Origin of the sequence: Cellulomonas avistercoris (genome assembly GCF_014836445.1) — a bacterium.
Taxonomy (GTDB): Bacteria; Actinomycetota; Actinomycetes; order Actinomycetales; family Cellulomonadaceae; genus Cellulomonas; species Cellulomonas avistercoris.
Map to the genome: position 1 here is coordinate 1 of NZ_JACSQV010000003.1, position 17,870 is coordinate 17,870.

The 17,870-nt window shown below is 74.5% G+C and carries 9 protein-coding genes; 3 read left to right on the forward strand and 6 right to left on the reverse strand.

The genetic code is table 11. The features are described 5' to 3' along the window. Positions 1 to 247 precede the first annotated feature (247 nt). The 3 genes from glgB to H9657_RS04565 all read right to left on the reverse strand — a co-directional run bounded on the left by glgB (position 248) and on the right by H9657_RS04565 (position 5,918). Positions 248 to 2,470 carry a 1,4-alpha-glucan branching protein GlgB gene (gene glgB / locus H9657_RS04555; RefSeq protein WP_191780818.1) on the reverse strand — a complete coding sequence of 741 codons (2,223 nt, stop codon included), beginning with the start codon at positions 2,468 to 2,470 and terminating at the stop codon, positions 248 to 250. 39 nt (positions 2,471 to 2,509) lie between these two features. After that, positions 2,510 to 3,379 (reverse strand): LacI family DNA-binding transcriptional regulator, encoded by an 870-nt coding sequence (locus tag H9657_RS04560; protein ID WP_318241290.1) that lies wholly within the window; start codon positions 3,377 to 3,379, stop codon positions 2,510 to 2,512. Between the two features lie 64 nt (positions 3,380 to 3,443). Next, complete coding sequence (locus H9657_RS04565) at positions 3,444 to 5,918, reverse strand: glycoside hydrolase family 2 protein (protein ID WP_191780820.1); 2,475 nt, start codon at positions 5,916 to 5,918, stop codon at positions 3,444 to 3,446. A 178-nt stretch (positions 5,919 to 6,096) separates the two neighbouring features. On the opposite strand from H9657_RS04565, the gene H9657_RS04570 reads away from it, so the two are divergent. Together H9657_RS04570 and H9657_RS04575 are read left to right on the forward strand one after the other, a co-directional pair. After that, entirely contained in the window at positions 6,097 to 8,268 is a 2,172-nt protein-coding gene (locus H9657_RS04570; RefSeq protein ID WP_191781296.1) for an alpha-galactosidase, read from the forward strand. 64 nt (positions 8,269 to 8,332) lie between these two features. Beyond that, positions 8,333 to 9,583, forward strand: a complete 1,251-nt coding sequence (locus tag H9657_RS04575) for an ROK family transcriptional regulator (protein ID WP_191780822.1) — start codon at positions 8,333 to 8,335, stop codon at positions 9,581 to 9,583. Positions 9,584 to 9,614: 31 nt separating this feature from the next. Here H9657_RS04575 and H9657_RS04580 read toward each other — a convergent pair whose 3' ends face one another. The 3 genes from H9657_RS04580 to H9657_RS04590 form a co-directional block, all read right to left on the reverse strand. Further along, positions 9,615 to 10,907: a maltokinase N-terminal cap-like domain-containing protein gene (locus H9657_RS04580; RefSeq protein ID WP_191780824.1), complete on the reverse strand. Its 1,293-nt coding sequence runs from the start codon at positions 10,905 to 10,907 to the stop codon at positions 9,615 to 9,617. Then, a complete protein-coding gene (gene treS, locus H9657_RS04585) occupies positions 10,904 to 12,667 on the reverse strand; it encodes a maltose alpha-D-glucosyltransferase (RefSeq protein WP_191781298.1) in 1,764 nt (587 codons plus the stop codon). Before treS ends, H9657_RS04580 begins: the two co-directional genes overlap by 4 nt. Positions 12,668 to 12,852: 185 nt before the next feature. Further along, on the reverse strand, positions 12,853 to 15,027 hold the full coding sequence (locus H9657_RS04590; RefSeq protein ID WP_191780826.1) for an alpha-1,4-glucan--maltose-1-phosphate maltosyltransferase: 2,175 nt from the start codon (positions 15,025 to 15,027) through the stop codon (positions 12,853 to 12,855). A gap of 226 nt (positions 15,028 to 15,253) precedes the next feature. Between H9657_RS04590 and glgP the strand changes: the two genes are divergently transcribed. Next, positions 15,254 to 17,824, forward strand: coding sequence for an alpha-glucan family phosphorylase (gene glgP / locus H9657_RS04595; protein ID WP_191780828.1), 2,571 nt, complete (start codon positions 15,254 to 15,256; stop codon positions 17,822 to 17,824). The last annotated feature ends 46 nt before the right edge of the window (positions 17,825 to 17,870 follow it).

Here is a 17,870-nt window from a genome sequence, read left to right on the forward strand (position 1 = left end):
CGATGGTACTGCACCCGCCAGGGTGTGGGAGAGTAGGACGCCGCCGGACAATCATTCAACGAAAGGCCCACCCCTCACGGGGTGGGCCTTTCGTCGTTCCGCGGTGCGTGACCGTCGCGCCGGCCCTGCACCGCGCACCGGGGGAATGCCAGGAGCTGCCACGCGCCCTTGCAGGCTGGGAATGCAGAAGGCCGGAGCAGCAGTGCTGCCCCGGCCTCCTGGTCCGCTCGTTGCGACGCGGGCCGCGTCAGATCACGGGGTCGACCGCCTCTTCCGTGGACGGCTCGTCACCGTCTGCGACGAAGATCACGGCGCCCAGCGGGGGGACGCGGATCGTGGCGGACCAGTCGCGGCCGTAGTGCTCCACCGGCTGGGCGACGATCGCACCGAGGTTGCCCACGCCCGAGCCGCCGTACGCCTCGGAGTCCGAGTTGTAGGCCTCGCGCCACCTGCCGCCGCGCGGCAGGGGAAGCCGCCACGACTCGTGCGGCACCCCGGCGAAGTTCACGACGACCACGGCCGGCGGCGCGCCCGGCGCGAACCGGGCGTACGCCAGCAGGTTGAGCCCGGCCTCGTCCGACGCCAGCCATTCGAAGCCCTCGGGGGCGTGGTCCAGCTCCCACAGGGCCGGCGTCTGCCGGTAGAGGGCGTTCAGGTCGCGGAGCGAGCTCATCACGCCGCGGTGGGACGGGTCGTCGAGCGCCTGCCAGTCGAGCGAGCGAGCCTCCGCCCACTCACCCTGCTGGGCGAACTCCTGGCCCATGAAGAGCAGCTGCTTGCCGGGGTGCGTCCACTGGTAGGCCAGCAGGGCACGGACGCCGGCGAGCTTCTGCCAGTGGTCGCCGGGCATGCGCCCGTACAAGGAGCCCTTGCCGTGGACGACCTCGTCGTGGCTGATCGGCAGCACGAAGTGCTCGGAGTACGCGTAGACCATCGAGAAGGTGATCTCGTGGTGGTGATACCGGCGGTTGATCGGCTCCTCGCGCAGGTAGCGCAGGGTGTCGTTCATCCAGCCCATGTTCCACTTCAGCCCGAAGCCCAGGCCCTGCGCCGACGTCGGGGCGGTGACGCCCGGCCACGCGGTCGACTCCTCGGCGATCATCATGATGCCGGGCGTCCGGCGGTAGGCCGTCGCGTTCGCCTCCTGGAGGAACGAGATCGCGTCGAGGTTCTCCCGGCCGCCGTGCTCGTTGGGTCGCCACTGACCCGGCTGGCGCGAGTAGTCGAGGTAGAGCATCGATGCCACCGCGTCGACGCGCAGGCCGTCGACGTGGAACTCCTCGAGCCAGTACGTGGCGTTCGCGACGAGGAAGTTGCGCACCTCGGGGCGGCCGAAGTTGAAGACGTAGGTGCCCCAGTCGGGGTGCTCACCCAGCAGCGGGTCCGGGTGCTCGTAGAGCGCCGTGCCGTCGAAATGGGCCAGCGCCCACTCGTCCTTCGGGAAGTGTGCGGGCACCCAGTCGACGATCACGCCGATCCCGGCGCGGTGCAGGCAGTCGACCAGGTACCGGAAGTCGTCGGGATGCCCGAACCGCGAGGTCGGCGCGTAGTACGACGACACCTGGTAGCCCCACGACCCGCCGAAGGGGTGCTCGGCCACAGGCAGCAGCTCGACGTGCGTGAACCCCAGCTCGAGCACGTACTCCGTCAGCTGGTGGGCCAGGTCCCGGTACGACAGGCCCTGGCGCCACGAGCCGAGGTGCACCTCGTACACGCTCATCGGCCCGGAGTGGGGGTCGCGCTGCGCACGGGACGTCATCCACGCCTCGTCGGACCACGAGTAGCGGGTCTCGACGACGACCGAGGCGGTCGCCGGGGGCACCTCCGTGCCCTTGGCGAGCGGGTCAGCCTTCTGGCGCCACGAGCCGTCCACGGCGAGGATCTCGAACTTGTAGCGCGCACCGGCTTCCACGCCGGGCGCGTACAGCTCCCAGATCCCGCTGGCACCCAGCGAGCGCATCGCGTGCGTCGCGCCCTGCCAGTGGTTGAAGTCGCCGATGACGCGCACGGCGCGCGCGTTCGGGGCCCACACGGCGAACGACGTGCCGCGGACCTCGCCGAGCTGGCCGGAGTAGGTGCGGACGTTGGCGCCGAGCACCTGCCACAGCTGCTCGTGCCGACCCTCACGCACCAGGTGGCGGTCCAGCTCCTGCACGGTGGGCAGGAACCGGTAGGGGTCGTCGACGACGGTCGTGACGCCGGCGTACGTGACCTCGAGACGGTAGTCGGGGACGGTGGCGCCCGGGATCAGCGCGTACCAGATGCCGTCCATCTCGTGCTGGGCCTCGAAGCTGCCCTCGGCGGTCACGACGGCGACCCGGTCCGCGAGCGGACGCAGGGTCCGCACGGTGACCGCGCCGTCGCCGACGTGGGGACCGAGGACGGTGTGGGGGTCGTAGTGGGCGCCCGCGGCGACGGTGCGCAGCGTGTCGGGGTCGACGGGCACGGGGGACGGTGCAACCGCTGTCATGCCCCTACCCAACCACCCTTGGGGTGTCGCCGCAGGTGGTCACGCGTGGCGCGCGACGTCGGCCCCTGCGGGGGGACGGCGGGCGGTGCTGCCACGCGCGACGAGGCGGGGCAGGGGTGCGGTCGACGTCGTCGGGCGGCCCGACGCGAGCAGGTTCAGCACGGCGTCGGCCACCTGCACGCCCATGGCGTGGACATCGAGGCTCATGGCCGACAGCGGCGGGTGCGCGAGCCGGCACATCGCCGAGTCGTCCCACGCGAGGAGCGACACGTCCCCGGGGACCGCCAGTCCCATCTCGTGGGCCACCCCGAGACCAGCGAGGGCCATGACGTCGTTGTCGAACACGAGGGCCGACGGCGGGTCGTTGCGCCCGAGCAGCGCGCGCGCCGCGCGGGTGCCGGACGCCTCGCCGTAGTCGCCTTCGACGACGACGCCGTGCGCACCGCGAGCGGCGCACTCCGCGAGGAACGCGCGGGTGCGTGAGCGGGTGTGCGCGAGCGTCGCGGGCCCGGACACGCGCCCGATCCTGTCGTGACCGAGGTCGACCAGGTAGCCGACGGCGTCGTGCATGGCCTGGGCGTTGTCGATCCACACGTGCGCCACGTCGGGCAGGGTCCGCTCCGGCCCGCCGACGACGACGGTGGGGATCGCGAGCTCGCGCAGCACGGCCGGCCGCGGGTCGGCGTCGACGAGGTTGACGAGCACCACCGCGTCCACGAGGCGGCCCCGGCCCCAACGCCGGTAGGCGGCGATCTCGGCGTCGTGGTCGGGCACCACGTGCAGCAGCAGCGACCGGTCGTCGGTCGACAGCGTCTCGTCGATGCCCCCGATGAGCTCCATGAAGAAGGGCTCGAGACCCAGCAGCCGCGCGGGGCGTGCCAGCACCAGTCCGATCGCGTCTGCGCCCACGGCGGTCAGCGTAGCGGGGGGTGCGTAGGCCGGACCGTGCCGGGCTGCCGCTCCGACGGCGCCCTCACGGGCCCGCCGCGCCCGCCGCGCCCGCCGCGCGCGCCGGGACGACGAGGTCGTTGGCGCTGCGCAGCACGGGCGGTGCGACGAGCGTGGTCGGGTCGAGCACCTCGGTGCTGCGGACGCGGAACGTCGTCGTGGCACCCGCCGGCAGCGTCACCAGGGCAGCGTCCACGCTCGCCGCGGGGTCGACGCGGTCGACGAGCAGCGTGAGGTCGCGCGCGAGCGAGCGCGCCGTCACCTCGACGTGGTAGCCGTCCTGCACCGGGTGGACGCGGGCGTCGTACGGCGCGGGGTCGAGCGCGAGGTCGACGTCCTCGACCCAGGTGTGCGCCGCGCGGCGTCCGTCCAGCGTGACGACGAGGACCTCGCGCGTCGCGTCGCCCGGGGTGCGCAGGGTGGCCGCGATCGGGAACGTGCCGACCGACCACGCGCCGACGGTCAGCGGCAGCTCGGTGCGTGCGAGCAGGTGGCCCTCGAGCGTCTGGCGCTCGAGGACGGCGACCGCCTTCCACAGCACCGGGGTGTCGTTGACGGCGACGAGCGTCTCGCGCCCGTCCCGGGGCTGGACGGTCACGAGACGCTCGGCGAAGGCCGCCCGCATCGCCCACCACAGCGGCTTGGGCCGGCCGTCGCCGTCGATCGCGGACGACGACGTCACCGGCCGGCAGTCGTTGAGCTGCCGCACGATCACCCCCGCGGTCGTGGGCCACCAGGAGCGGTGGTGCTCGATCCCGCCACGCACGGCGCGGGCCTGGGTGAGCTGCGCGGCCCACAGTCGGTCGTCGAGGCCCGCCGGGGCGCCGACGACGGCGCGGTCCGACGCGCGGACGGCACGCTGCAGCGTCGCCCACGTCGGCGGGCCGGGGAAGCCGAGGTCGGCGCAGAACCGGGGGACCTCGTCGCGGTACGCGGTGTCGCCGAGGCAGCTGCCGACCTCACCGTGGTGGTGCGTGCCGTGGTCGAGGTCGTTGGGGTGCACGTCGTCGACGTCGAAGCCCGGCGAGGAGGGGCTGTTGACCACGTACGGCCGTGTCGGGTCGAGCTCGGCGACCACGGCGGGCAGGACCTCGGTCGCGTACCGTCGCCCCCACGTGCGGCCGTCGAGCTCGCGGTGCCACCCACGGTCGCGGTAGGCCCACAGGTACTCGTCGCCGCCGTTCCACACGACCAGGGAGGGGTGCGGCGTCAGACGTGCGACGTGCTCGCGCGCCTCCGCCTCGATCTCCTCGCGCAGCGGGGACTCCTCCGGGTAGGCGGCGCACGCGAGCAGGAAGTCCTGCCAGACGAGCAGGCCGCGCTCGTCGCACAGCTCGTAGAAGTCCTGCGACTCGTAGATCCCGCTGCCCCGGACCCGCAGGAGGTTCAGCCGCGCTCCGAGCGCCTGGTCGAGGCGGCGTGCGAGGCGGGTGCGCGTGACCCGCGTCAGCAGGTGGTCGTCGGGGACCCAGCCGGCGCCGCGGACGGACACGGACCTGCCGTTGACGCGCAGCGTGAACGCGCTGCCCTGGTCGTCGGGTGCGGTGTCGAGCTCGACGGTGCGGAACCCGATCCGGCGGGACCAGCAGCCCAGCGGGGGGCCGGTGCCGCGGGGGCCGGCCGGCGCGCCGGGATCGGCGGCCCGCAGCTCGACGTGCAGGTCGTGCAGCGGCTGCGCGCCGTGGCCCGCGGGCCACCACAGGGGCGCGTGCGGGACCTCGAGCCGTGCGGTGGTCCGCAGGGCGCCCGCGTGGACCTCGGCGACCGTCTCGGCACCTGCGACGCGCGCCGCAACGACGAGGGGGACGTGGCCGCCCGTGAGCCCGGAGCGCTCGACGTCGACGTGCACCTGGACCCGCGCCGTGCCGTCGGGCTCGACGGTGACGAGCGGCCGTACCGTCGCGAGGCGTGCGACGCGCCACCGCTCGACCCGCACCGGCCGCCACAGACCCGCGGTCTGCAGGCCGGGTTCGCGGTCCCGGCCGAACGAGCGCGCCATCTTGCGGACCAGGGGGAACGGCTGCGGGTGCACGCGCGGTCGGGGGCCCAGCCGGGCCTCCTCGGCCTCGGCGTGCGTCAGGGCCGACGCGAGCTCGACGCGCAGCAGCTGCGGGTCCCCGTGCAGGTGCTCGCGCAGGTCGATCCGGTAGGTGCGGTGCTGGTTGGCCGTGGACGCCAGCAGGGTGCTGCCCAGGTAGATCGTCGCGACGGTGTCCACACCCTCCAGGACGAGGTCGACGCGCTCGTCGGGGGCCGCCGGGCCGGTCGTCAGCAGGCGCGCGTAGACCCAGTCCACCCGGTTCATCCACGCGAGGTCCCCCTCGCGGCCGTCGGGGTCCGGGACGAGCCCGGCCGCGAGCAGGTCGGTGTGGGTGGTGCCGGGCACGCGTGCGGGCACCCCGGCCCGCAGCCGCTGGGCCAGGCCGGCGGGGAGGCCCGGGGGAAGCGTCGCGGCGACGGCGGTGAGGGTCCAGCCCTCGTCGAGCACGTCCTGGTCCATGTGCGAGGTGCTCCCGGGTCGACGGCTCCGGTGCGCGGCGTCGCGCGGCGGGTCGTCGTCGACCTCGAGCCGAGCGACATTGTTAGGCTCCCGAACTAAGTAAGTCAACGTCGTAGGGTGGTCCCGATCCCCACGGAGGTGAGCGGTGCCCCAGCGTCCCGACGACGAGACGACCACCATGACGAGCGCCCGACCGGACCACGCCCCGCCCGCGGTCCCCGCGGACCTGCTGCACCTGCGTGCGGCCGGTGTGAGCCTCGTCCTCGACCTCACGGGGCTGCCCCGCGTCCTGCACTGGGGAGCCGACCTCGGCGACCTCGACGACGCCGGGCTGGATGACCTGCGGCGCGCTGCGCGTCCTGCCGGCATGGGCTCGCCCGTGGACGGCGACGTCGGGCCGACCGTGCTGCCCGCCCAGTCCGACGGCTGGCTCGGGACGCCGGGGCTCACCGGCTCGCGCGCCGGACGTGCCTGGTCCGCCGCGTTCACCGCCGGTGCGGCGGCGCTCACGCGCACCGCCGACGGCGGCGCCGTCCTGGTCGTGCCCGCGGCCGACCCCGCCGCCGGCCTCGGGCTCGAGCTCGTCCTCGAGCTGACCCCGCAGGGACTCGTGCGCCAGCGGGCCACCCTCACCAACACGGGCGAGGACGTCTACGAGGTCGCGAGCCTCACGCTGACGCTCCCGGTGCCCGCGCGCGCCGCCACGCTCCTCGACCTCGGCGGGCACTGGGCGCGCGAGCGCGCGCCGATGCGCACGGCCTTCACGCACGGCACGCGGCTGCGCGAGAACCGGCGCGGGCGCACCGGCTTCGACACCCCGTACGTGCTGGTCGCCGGTACCGAGGACCTCGCGCACCGGCGCGGGGAGGCCTGGGGGTGGCACGTCGCCTGGTCCGGCAACCACCGCAGCCTCGCCGAGCGCCACCACTACCACCCCGGCCTGCTCGGCGGGGGTGAGCTGCTCGGGCCCGGCGAGGTGCGGCTCGCACCCGGCGAGGCGTACACCAGCCCCTGGGTCTACGGGTCGTACGGCGAGCAGGGCCTCGACGCGCTCGCGGCGCGCTTCCACGCCTGGATGCGGGCGCGGCCCCAGCACCCGAGCAGCCCGCGACCGGTCACGCTCAACACCTGGGAGGCCGTGTACTTCGACCACGACCTGGCCCGGCTCGTCGAGCTCGCGGACGCGGCAGCAGCCGTCGGCGCCGAGCGCTTCGTCCTCGACGACGGCTGGTTCGGCTCGCGCCGGGACGACACGAGCGGGCTGGGGGACTGGTTCGTGTCCGACGAGGTCTGGCCCGACGGGCTGCACCCGCTGATCGACCACGTGACCGGCCTCGGGATGCAGTTCGGCCTGTGGGTCGAGCCCGAGATGGTCAACCCGGACTCCGACCTGGCGCGGGCGCACCCGGACTGGATGCTGCAGCTGCCCGACCGCCTGCCGCGGCCGACGCGGCACCAGCAGGTGCTCGACCTCGCGCGGCCGGAGGCGTACGCGTACGTGCTCGGGCGTCTCGACGCCCTGCTCACGGAGAACGACATCGCGTACCTCAAGTGGGACCACAACAGGGACCTCGTCGACGCGGGGCACGGAGCCGACGGCGTGCCCGGGGTCCACGGGCAGACGCTCGCGGTGTACCGGCTGCTCGACGACCTGCGCGCACGCCACCCGCGGATCGAGATCGAGTCCTGCTCGTCGGGGGGTGCGCGGATCGACCTCGAGATCCTGCAGCGGACCGACCGCGTGTGGGCGTCGGACTGCATCGACGCGCTCGAGCGCCGGTCCATCCAGCCGTGGACCAACCTGCTGATCCCGCTCGAGCTCATCGGTGCGCACATCGGCTCCGGGACCGCGCACAGCACGGGCCGCAGCGCGTCCCTCGGGTTCCGGGCCGGCACCGCGCTGTTCGGGCACCTCGGCATCGAGTGGGACCTGCGGGAGGCCGACGACGCGCAGCGTGCCGAGCTCGCCGCGTGGGTCGCGCTCTACAAGGAGGTGCGCGGCCTGCTGCACACCGGCGTGAGCGTGCACGCCGACACCGCGGACCCCGCGGTCCAGGTGCACGGCGTCGTCGCGCAGGACGGCTCGGACGCGCTGTTCGCGGTCGCGACGCTCGGGTCGTCGGCGCAGATGCCGGCGGACGCCGTCCTGCTGCCCGGGCTGGACCCGGACGCCACGTACCACCTGCGACCGCAGGCGCCGGGCGACGTCGTGACGCACGGGCAGGGCGTGTCGTGGTGGGGACCCGAGGGGGTCCGTGCCACCGGGCGCGCGCTCGAGCGGCTCGGCGTGCGGCCGCCGCAGCTCTCGCCCGAGCGCCTCGTGCTGCTGCGCGCGACGCGCGTGGGGTGAGCCCACGGGAGGGTGGCGCTCGGCAGGTCCTCACCCGGTGGTCGGCACGTCGACGGGAGCAGGAGTGAACGCAGGCACACGTGGCCCCGGCGCCGCGCGCACGAGCAGCCGCAGCGCGGTCCTCGACGTCATCCGCGCCGCGGGCACCATCAGCCGGGTCGAGCTGACCCGGGCCACCGGGCTGACCGCGGCCACCGTCTCGACGGCGGTGCGCCACCTCATCGACGACGGCCTCGTCGTGGAGGCCGGGCGGGCCGAGTCCACGGGCGGCAAGCCCCGCATGCTCCTGCAGCTCGACCCGGCGGCGCGCCATGCCGTCGGGGTGCACCTCGACCACGCCGGCATCACCTACGTCATCGCCGACCTCGCGGGGCAGGTCGTCGCGCGCTGGCGGCGCCCCGGCACCGGAACCGACGACCCCCGGGACGTCGTGGCGCGGATCGCGGCCGAGATCGCGGCGACGGTCGCGCGCGTGGGCATCGACCCGGATCGGCTGCTCGGGCTCGGTGTCGTCTCGCCGGGGCCGCTCTCGACCGCCACCGGCATGACGCTCGCGCCGCCCGTGATGCAGCACTGGGCGGAGTTCCCGCTCGCCGACGCCCTGGAGGACGCCGTCGGGCTGCCCGTGCTCCTCGACAACGACGCGACCGCCTCCGCCCTCGGCGAGTACTGGTCGGGCGGGGTGCCGACCGGTGCCGTGTGCGCCGCGCTGTACATGGGCACCGGCATCGGCGCCGGCATCATCGTCGACGGCACGGTCTACCGCGGCCGCTCCTCCAACGCGGGCGAGATCGGGCACGTCTGCGTCGACGTCGACGGGCCCGCGTGCTGGTGCGGCAGCCGCGGCTGCATCGAGGCGTTCGCCGGGCCCGCCGCCGTCGTCGCGCGCGCGACCGAGGCGGGCGTCCGGCTGCCCGGGCGCAGCGTCCCCGAGGACTTCGCCGCGCTGTCCCGCGCGGCCGCGCGCGGCGAGGAGGTGCCGGTGCGGCTGCTCGCCGACTCGGCGCGGTACGTCGCGACGGCCGCCCAGGTCCTGGCCAACGTCCTGGACCTCGACCTGCTGGTCCTCACGGGCGCGTCGTTCGCGCACGCGGGGTCGCTCTACCTGCCGGTGGTGCAGGAGCGGCTCACGGGCGGGTTCTTCGCCCGCGGGACACACGACGTGCGCGTCACGATCTCCTCGCAGGCGTCCGCGGCCCCGGCGGTCGGCGCCGCCGCGCTCGTGCTGCAGGCCGAGCTCGCGCCCCGGCAGGCGGGCCTGCGGATGGTCGTCGACACGCTCACCGAGGTCGCCGCGGGCACGGGCGTCGCCTGACGGGGCCGGTGCGGGAGTGCGGCACCGCGGCTCAGGCCAGCAGACGCTCCAGCCCGGCCTGGGGGATCGGCGCCCACGCGGGTCGGTTGCGCGCCTCGTACACGGCCTCGTACAGCGTCTTGTCGAGCTCGAGCGCGCGCAGCAGCAGGGTGCTCGTCGGGTCGTCCAGCACGCCGTAGCCCGCGAGCAGTCCCGCACGCGCGTCGGCCGTCCAGGCCACCGCGGCCTCACCCGTGAGGCCGCCGACCGCCGCGGCGTAGTCGAACGATCGCAGCAGCCCCGCGACGTCGCGCAGCGCGAGGTCCGGGAGCACGCGCGCCGCCAGCGGTGCCAGGGGCTCGCCCTCGAAGTCGATGACGAACCAGCGGCCCGTCGAGCGCAGCACCTGGCCCAGGTGCAGGTCGCCGTGCACGCGCTGGCGCGGCGGCGTGGTCGCCAGACCGGCGACCTCGTCGGCCACGGCCCGCACGCGGTCGGCGTACGCGGCGAGCGCCGGCACGCCGGCGGTGGCCCACGCGAGCCGGTCGAGCAGGGAGCGGGCGGGCACGGCGCCCCCGTCGGTCACGGGGTCCGCACCGAACGCCCGGACCAGCGCGTCGTGCATGCCGGCCACCGTCGCACCGAGCTCGGCGGCCGGCTCGCCGAACGCGCGGCCCTCGCCGGCCCACGCGCACGCCAGCTCGAAGCCGTCCTGGGCGCCGGGCACGAAGGCGCTGAGCACCCCGAGGTAGCCGACCTCTGCGGCACCCGTCGACGACGTCCACCGTGCCTGGGCCCACGCGAGCGGCGCCGGGACGCCGTCCCAGCCGGCCGCGACGAGACGACGCGGTACGTCGATGTCGGGGTTCTCGCCGCCGGCGAGCGTCCGCAGGACCTTGAGGATCCCCGTCGGCACGCCGTCCGCGCCGGGCAGGACGACGGAGGTGTTCGACTGCTCACCGGTGACCACGCGCGCCGACGACACGTCGACGTCGGCCCCCGGTCCGTCCGCGGCCGCGAGCCACGCCGCGAGGAAGCGCGGGTCACCCGCGGCGTCGAGGACGCTGCGGCCCCCGACGTCCCCGACGACGGCCGCGGGGTCCGTGCCGGCGGGTGCCGTGCCCGCGAGCAGCAGCACGGGCACCTGCAGCACGACGTCCACGGCGTCCGTGCGCGCCCGGACCAGCAGCACGCGCACGTCGTCGGCGAGGTGCAGCGTCCCGACCGGCGTGAGCTCGGCGTCCGCGCCCTTGGCCGGGTACCAGCGCCGCTGCGGCAGCCACGTGCCGAGCAGCCCGACCACGTCGCGGTCGACGTCGTCGGGTGCGAGCGCGTCGAGGATCACGGTGCCGTCAGCTCCAGCCAGTAGAACTCGCGCGAACCGAGCGTGAACGTGAGGGTCTCGTCGTCGCGGACGTCCGGGAAGTGCGCGCCGCCGAACACGTCGCGCGTCGACCAGCCCGCCCGTCCCGGCAGCGTGACCGTCGCTGCACGTGCGGTCGCCGCGAGGTTCGCCACGACGAGGATCGTCTCGTCGTCGGTGCGGCGCAGGAACGTCAGCACGGACTCGTTGTCGCACGGGACGACCTCGAAGACGCCCAGCCCGAGCGCGGGGTGCTGGCGGCGCACCGCGAGCATGCCGTGCACCCAGTGCAGCAGGGACGTCGGCTGCGCCAGCTGGGACTCCACGTTGACGTTGCCGTAGTGGTACACGAGCGACTGCACGAGCGGCAGGTAGAGCTTGCCCGGGTCCGCCGTCGAGAAGCCCGCGTTGCGGTCCGGCGTCCACTGCATCGGTGTGCGCACGGCGTCACGGTCGGCGAGCCAGATGTTGTCGCCCATGCCGATCTCGTCGCCGTAGTACAGGCAGGGGCTGCCCGGCAGCGACAGCAGCAGCGCGTGCGAGAGCTCGATCTCCTTGCGCGAGTTGTCGAGCAGCGGCGCGAGGCGCCGCCGGATGCCGACGTTGGCGCGCATCCGGGAGTCGGGTGCGTACCACCCGTACATCGACGCGCGCTCCTCCGTCGAGACCATCTCGAGCGTGAGCTCGTCGTGGTTGCGCAGGAACGTGCTCCACTGCCCGCTCGCCGGGATGGGCGGCGTGTCCGCGAGGATGTCGATGATCTGCGTCGCCCGCTGGTCCCGCAGCGCGTAGTAGATCCGCGGCATCACCGGGAAGTGGAAGCACATGTGGCACTCGGGCTCGTCGTCCGTCCCGAAGTAGTGGACGACGTCCTCGGGCCACTGGTTGGCCTCGGCCAGCATGATGCGACCGGGGAACTCCTCGTCGATGACCCGTCGGACCTTGCGCAGGAACTCGTGGGTCTCCGGGAGGTTCTCGCAGTTCGTGCCCTCGGCCTCGAACAGGTACGGCACGGCGTCCAGCCGGAAGCCGTCCACGCCCAGGTGCAGCCAGAACCGCGCCACGTCGAGCATCGCGTCGACGACGCGCGGGTTCTCGAAGTTCAGGTCCGGCTGGTGGCTGAAGAACCGGTGCCAGAAGTACTGGCGCCGGACGGGGTCGAACGTCCAGTTCGACGTCTCGGTGTCGACGAAGATGATGCGCGCGTCCTGGTAGCGCGTGTTGTCGTCGCTCCACACGTAGAAGTCGCCGTACGGGCCGTCGGGGTCGGACCGCGAGGCCTGGAACCACGGGTGCTGGTCGCTCGTGTGGTTCATCACGAGGTCGACGACGATGCGCATGCCGCGGCGGTGGCACTCCGTGACGAGCGTGCGGAAGTCGTCGAGCGTGCCGTACTGCGGGGCGACCGCCGTGTAGTCGGACACGTCGTACCCGCCGTCACGCAGCGGGGAGGGGTAGAACGGCGGCAGCCACAGGCAGTCGACGCCCAGCCACTGCAGGTAGTCGAGCCGCTGGATGAGGCCCGGCAGGTCACCGCTGCCGTTGCCGGCGGAGTCCGCGAACGTGCGGAGCATGACCTCGTAGAAGACGGCCGTGCGGTACCACTCCGTGTCGGCGTCACGTCCGCCCGAGCTCGCGGGGACCGGGACGTCGGGCTGACGACGCTCCGGCAGACCGCGCAGCGCGATCGCGGCGGTCGTCGGCGGCGGCTCGCGGTGCGACGCGCCCGATGCCGACGCCATGCCGGCCGCGGGCGGGGTCGGCACGGGAGCGGGCGCCCCGGGGACCGCGTCGGGGGACGGGGAGGAGCCCGGCGGCGGCGTCCCCGGAGGGGAGCCGGCGGCCGGGGTGCCCAGCACGGGCGTGGTCGGCACGCGGACGTCACCTGCTGCGGAGGAGTCGTCCCCCGCAGGCGGGAAGGGCCGCCTCATCGTGCGCCCGGGGCGTGCTCGAGGTGCACGACGTGCGCGACACGGACCTGCGGGTCGAGGCGGACGTACACCTGGTCCGACCACCCGTACGACTCGCCCGAGAGCACGTCGTGCGCCACGACGCCGCGGTCCGGGGGCAGCCCGAACGCCGCGAGGTCGAGGTGCACGGCGCCCTCGCGCGCTGCGAAGGGGTCGATGTTGACGATGACGACCACGGTGTCCGCCCGGCCCGTGGGGGAGTGCTCCGCGTCCAGGTGCCGCGAGAAGGCCACGAGCGCGTCGTCCGTCGTCGGGTGGACCCGGACGTTGCTCAGCTGCTGCAGCGCCGGGTGCGCCCGCCGGATCTCGTTGAGCCGGCCGATGAGCAGGGCGATCCCCAGCTCGTCCGCACGGGCCCAGTCCCTCGGCCGGAACTCGTACTTCTCGTTGTCGATCTGCTCCTCGACGCCCGGGCGGGGCACGCTCTCCGCGAGCTCGTACCCCGAGTAGACGCCCCACGTCGGGGACCCCGTCGCCGCGAGGACCGCGCGGACCGCGAACGCGCTCGGACCGCCCTGCTGCAGGTACGGCGGCAGGATGTCGTGCGTCGTCGGCCAGAAGCTCGGACGCAGCCACGGCGCCTCGTCGCCCCCGACGCGGGCCAGGTACTCCTCGAGCTCCGCCTTGGTGTTGCGCCACGTGAAGTACGTGTACGACTGGTGGAAGCCGATCTTGGCGAGCGTGAGCATCATCGCCGGGCGCGTGAACGCCTCCGACAGGAAGAGCACCTCCGGGTGCGCGGCGCGCACCTCCGCCAGCAGGCGCTGCCAGAACGACAGCGGCTTGGTGTGCGGGTTGTCGACCCGGAACGCGGTGATTCCGTGGTCGATCCACACCTGCACGACGCGGCGGATCTCCGCGTAGATGCCCTCGGGGTCGTTGTCGAAGTTCAGGGGGTAGATGTCCTGGTACTTCTTCGGCGGGTTCTCGGCGTACGCGATGGTCCCGTCGGCGCGCGTCGTGAACCACTCGGGGTGCTCCGTGACCCACGGGTGGTCGGGCGACGCCTGCAGCGCCAGGTCCAGCGCGACCTCCATGCCCAGGGAGCGGGCCCGCGCGACGAACGCGTCGAAGTCGTCGAACGTGCCGAGCGACGGCTCGATGGCGTCGTGCCCGCCGTCGGGCGAGCCGATCGCGTACGGCGAGCCGGGGTCCCCGGGCAGGGCCGTGAGCGCGTTGTTGCGACCCTTGCGGTACGTCGTGCCGATCGGGTGGATCGGCGTGAGGTAGACGACGTCGAAGCCCATCGCGGCGATGCGCGGCAGCTGCGTCGCGGCGGTCTGCAGCGTCCCCGACGTCCAGCGCTGTGTGGCCTCGTCGAACGTCGCGCCGTGCGAGCGCGGGAACATCTCGTACCACGAGCCCGCCAGCGCCAGGCGCCGGTGCACCACCAGCGGGTAGGTGCGCGAGGTCGTCACGAGGTCGCGCAGGGGGGAACGCTCCAGGACCTCGCGGACCTGCTCCGACAGGGCCGCCGCGAGCCGTGCCAGGGGCGGCCGGGACGTGTCGCGCAGCGCGGCGACCGCGTCGAGCAGGACGCGTGCGTCGCGCGGCGGCATCGCGTCGTCGCCCGTGCGCGCCGCGGCACGCTCGAGCACGAGCGTGCCCTCCGTGAGCATGAGCTCGACGTCCAGGCCGGCCTCGACCTTGATCGCGGCGTCGTGGGCCCACGTGCCGTACGGGTCCGACCAGCCCTCGACGCGGAACGACCAGTCGCCCTCGGCGTCCGGGACGAGACGCGCCTCGTACCTGTCGAGCCCCGGGGCGACGTCCACCATGCGCGCCGACGAGTGCACCGAGCCGTCGGGGCGCAGCAGCACCGCGGTCGCGCCCAGCGCGTCGTGGCCCTCGCGGATGACGGTCGCGCGGATCCGCACGGCCTCGCCGACGCTCGCCTTGGCGGGGAACCGGCCCTCCTCGGCGACGGGGAAGACGTCGACCACGGGGATGCGGCCGACCGGCAGTGCCGGGACGGCGGCGGCGGCGGCGGGGGCCGCGGGCGGTGCCGGGGCGACGGCGGCCGCGGGCCGCGCCGGGGCGACGGCGGCCGCGGGCCGCGCCGGGGCGACAGGGGAAGCAGGGGTGGCCGCGGGAGCTCCGGGGGTGGCGGTCGGCTGCTCCGGCGCGGGCACGGGGACATCGGCACGTGGGCGGCCCGGAGTGCTGGCCGGTGACGTGCGACGAGGGCGGCGGGGAGTCGTCACGGTCCCGAACCTATCCGCCCGGCGGGGGTGGTGGCATCCGCTGGCGTCGCGCCGCGCGCCGTCGTCACCTGGTCCGGGAGGGTTCAGGACGATCGTCCGGATCCCGATCGTCGACAGGGCTGTGGCGAGCGTCCGTTCTGCGTAGTCTGCGCCCGTGAGAGCGATCCGCCGGTTCACCGTCCGCACCGTCCTGCCGCCGTCCCTGGCCGGTCTCGAGGAGCTCGCGCACAACCTGCGCTGGTCGTGGCACCCGGGCACCCGGGCCGTCTTCGAGGACCTCGACGCGGCCGTGTGGGAGCAGGTGGGCGGCGACCCCGTGGCGTTCCTCGGCGCGCTCGGCCGGGAGCGCCTGGACGAGCTCGCGGCCGACGAGTCGCACGTCGCACGGGTCCGCGCCGCCATCGCTGACCTGCGCGCGTACGTCGAGCAGCCGCGCTGGTACCAGCGGCAGGCCGCGCCGACGATGCCCGCGTCGATCGCGTACTTCTCTCCCGAGTTCGGCGTCGCCGCCGCGCTGCCGCAGTACTCGGGCGGGCTCGGGGTGCTCGCCGGCGACCACCTCAAGGCCGCCTCCGACCTCGGCGTCCCGGTCGTCGGCGTCGGCCTGCTGTACCGCGCCGGCTACTTCCGCCAGGCGCTGGACCGCTCCGGGTGCCAGGTCGAGACGTACCCCGTGCTCGACCCCGACGGTCTGCCCCTGTCCCTGCTGCGGGAGCCCGACGGGTCGCCCGCGCTGGTCGACCTCACCCTCCCGGGGGGTCGCGCCCTGCACGCCCAGGTCTGGGTCGCGCAGGTCGGGCGTGTCCCGCTGCTGCTGCTCGACTCCGACGTGCCCGCCAACGACGACGCGGCGCGGGCCGTCACGGACCGTCTCTACGGCGGCGCAGGCACGCACCGGCTCGAGCAGGAGCTCCTCCTGGGCGTCGGCGGCGTGCGCGCGCTGCGCACCCACGCACGCCTCACGGGAGGCGCCGCACCCGACGTCTTCCACACCAACGAGGGGCACGCGGGCTTCCTCGGGGTCGAGCGGATCCGCGAGCTCGTCGCCGACGGCGCGTCCTTCGCGACCGCGCTCGAGCTGGTCCGTGCGACCACCGTCTTCACGACGCACACGCCCGTGCCCGCGGGCATCGACCGGTTCCAGCGGCGGGACGTCGAGCAGTACCTCGGCGCACTCGACGTCGCCGCCACGCTCCCCGTCGCCGACGTCCTCGCGCTGGGCACCGAGGACCACCCGGGCGGCGACCCGCGCCTGTTCAACATGGCCGTCATGGGGCTGCGGCTCGCGGGCCGGGCCAACGGGGTCTCGCGTCTGCACGGGCGCGTCTCGCGCGAGATGTTCGCGGGGCTCTGGCCCGGGTTCGATGCGCAGGAGGTGCCGATCGGGTCGATCACCAACGGCGTGCACGCCCCGACGTGGGTCGCGCCCGAGGTGACGGCGCTCGCGGCCCGCCGGATGACCGCGCACGACCTGGCGACCGGCGCCGGGTGGGAGGCGGGCGGCACGATCGGCGACCGCGAGCTGTGGGAGCTGCGCCGCAGGCTGCGGTCCCGGCTCGTCGAGGACGCGCGCCGACGCGTGCGCGCGTCGTGGCTGCGGCGCGGTGCCCAGCCCGGGGACCTGCGCTGGGTCGACGACGCGCTGTCGCCGGACGTGCTGACGATCGGCTTCGCGCGGCGCGTGCCGACCTACAAGCGGCTGACGCTCATGCTCACGGACCCGGACCGGTTCGCGGCCCTGCTGCTGGACCCGCAGCGGCCGGTGCAGGTCGTCGTCGCCGGCAAGGCGCACCCCGACGACGAGCCCGGCAAGCGTCTCGTCGCCGAGCTCGTCGCGTTCGCCGACCGGCACGACGTCCGCCACCGCATCGTCTTCCTGCCCGACTACGACATGGGCATGGCCGGGACGCTGTACCCCGGGTGCGACGTGTGGCTCAACAACCCGCTGCGCCCGCTCGAGGCCTGCGGGACGTCCGGAATGAAGGTCGCGCTCAACGGGGGGCTCAACCTGTCGGTCCTCGACGGCTGGTGGGACGAGTGGCACGACGACGACAACGGCTGGGTCATCCCCAGCGCGGACGGCGTCGACGACCCCGACGTGCGCGACGAGGTCGAGGCCGCGTCGCTGTACGACGTGCTCGAGCAGCAGGTCGTCCCGACCTACTACGACCGCGACGCCGACGACGTCCCGCGCCGCTGGCTCGCCATGGTGCGGCACACGCTCGTGACGCTCGGCCCGAAGGTGCAGGCGACGCGCATGGTGGCCGACTACGTCGCGCACCTCTACGTGCCCGCGGCCGCGGCCGGTGCGACCCTCGCGGCTGACGACCTGGCCGGTGCGATCGCGCTCGCGGACTGGCGGGCCCGCGTGCACAAGGCGTGGCCGCACGTGGGCGTCGACCACGTCGACTCGGCGGGGGTGGGCACGTCGCCGCAGGTCGGCGACCGGCTGCACGTGCTGGCGTGGGTCGCCCTCGGTGACCTGACGCCCGACGACGTCCAGGTGCAGGCCCTGCACGGGCCCGTCGGCCCCGACGAAGAGCTCGCGGAGATCCACGTCACCGAGCTGACCCTGGACGACACCTACGAGGCGGACCGCTACGGGTACGCGGGCGACGTCGAGCTCACCGCGACGGGTCCGTTCGGCTACACGGTCCGCGTGGTGCCGCGGCACGAGGCGCTGACGTCGGTGGCGTCGACGGGCCTGGTGGCGACGGCCTCCTGACCCGGGGGTGGCGAACGCGGCCTTCTGCCGCCACAGGGATCTTCGA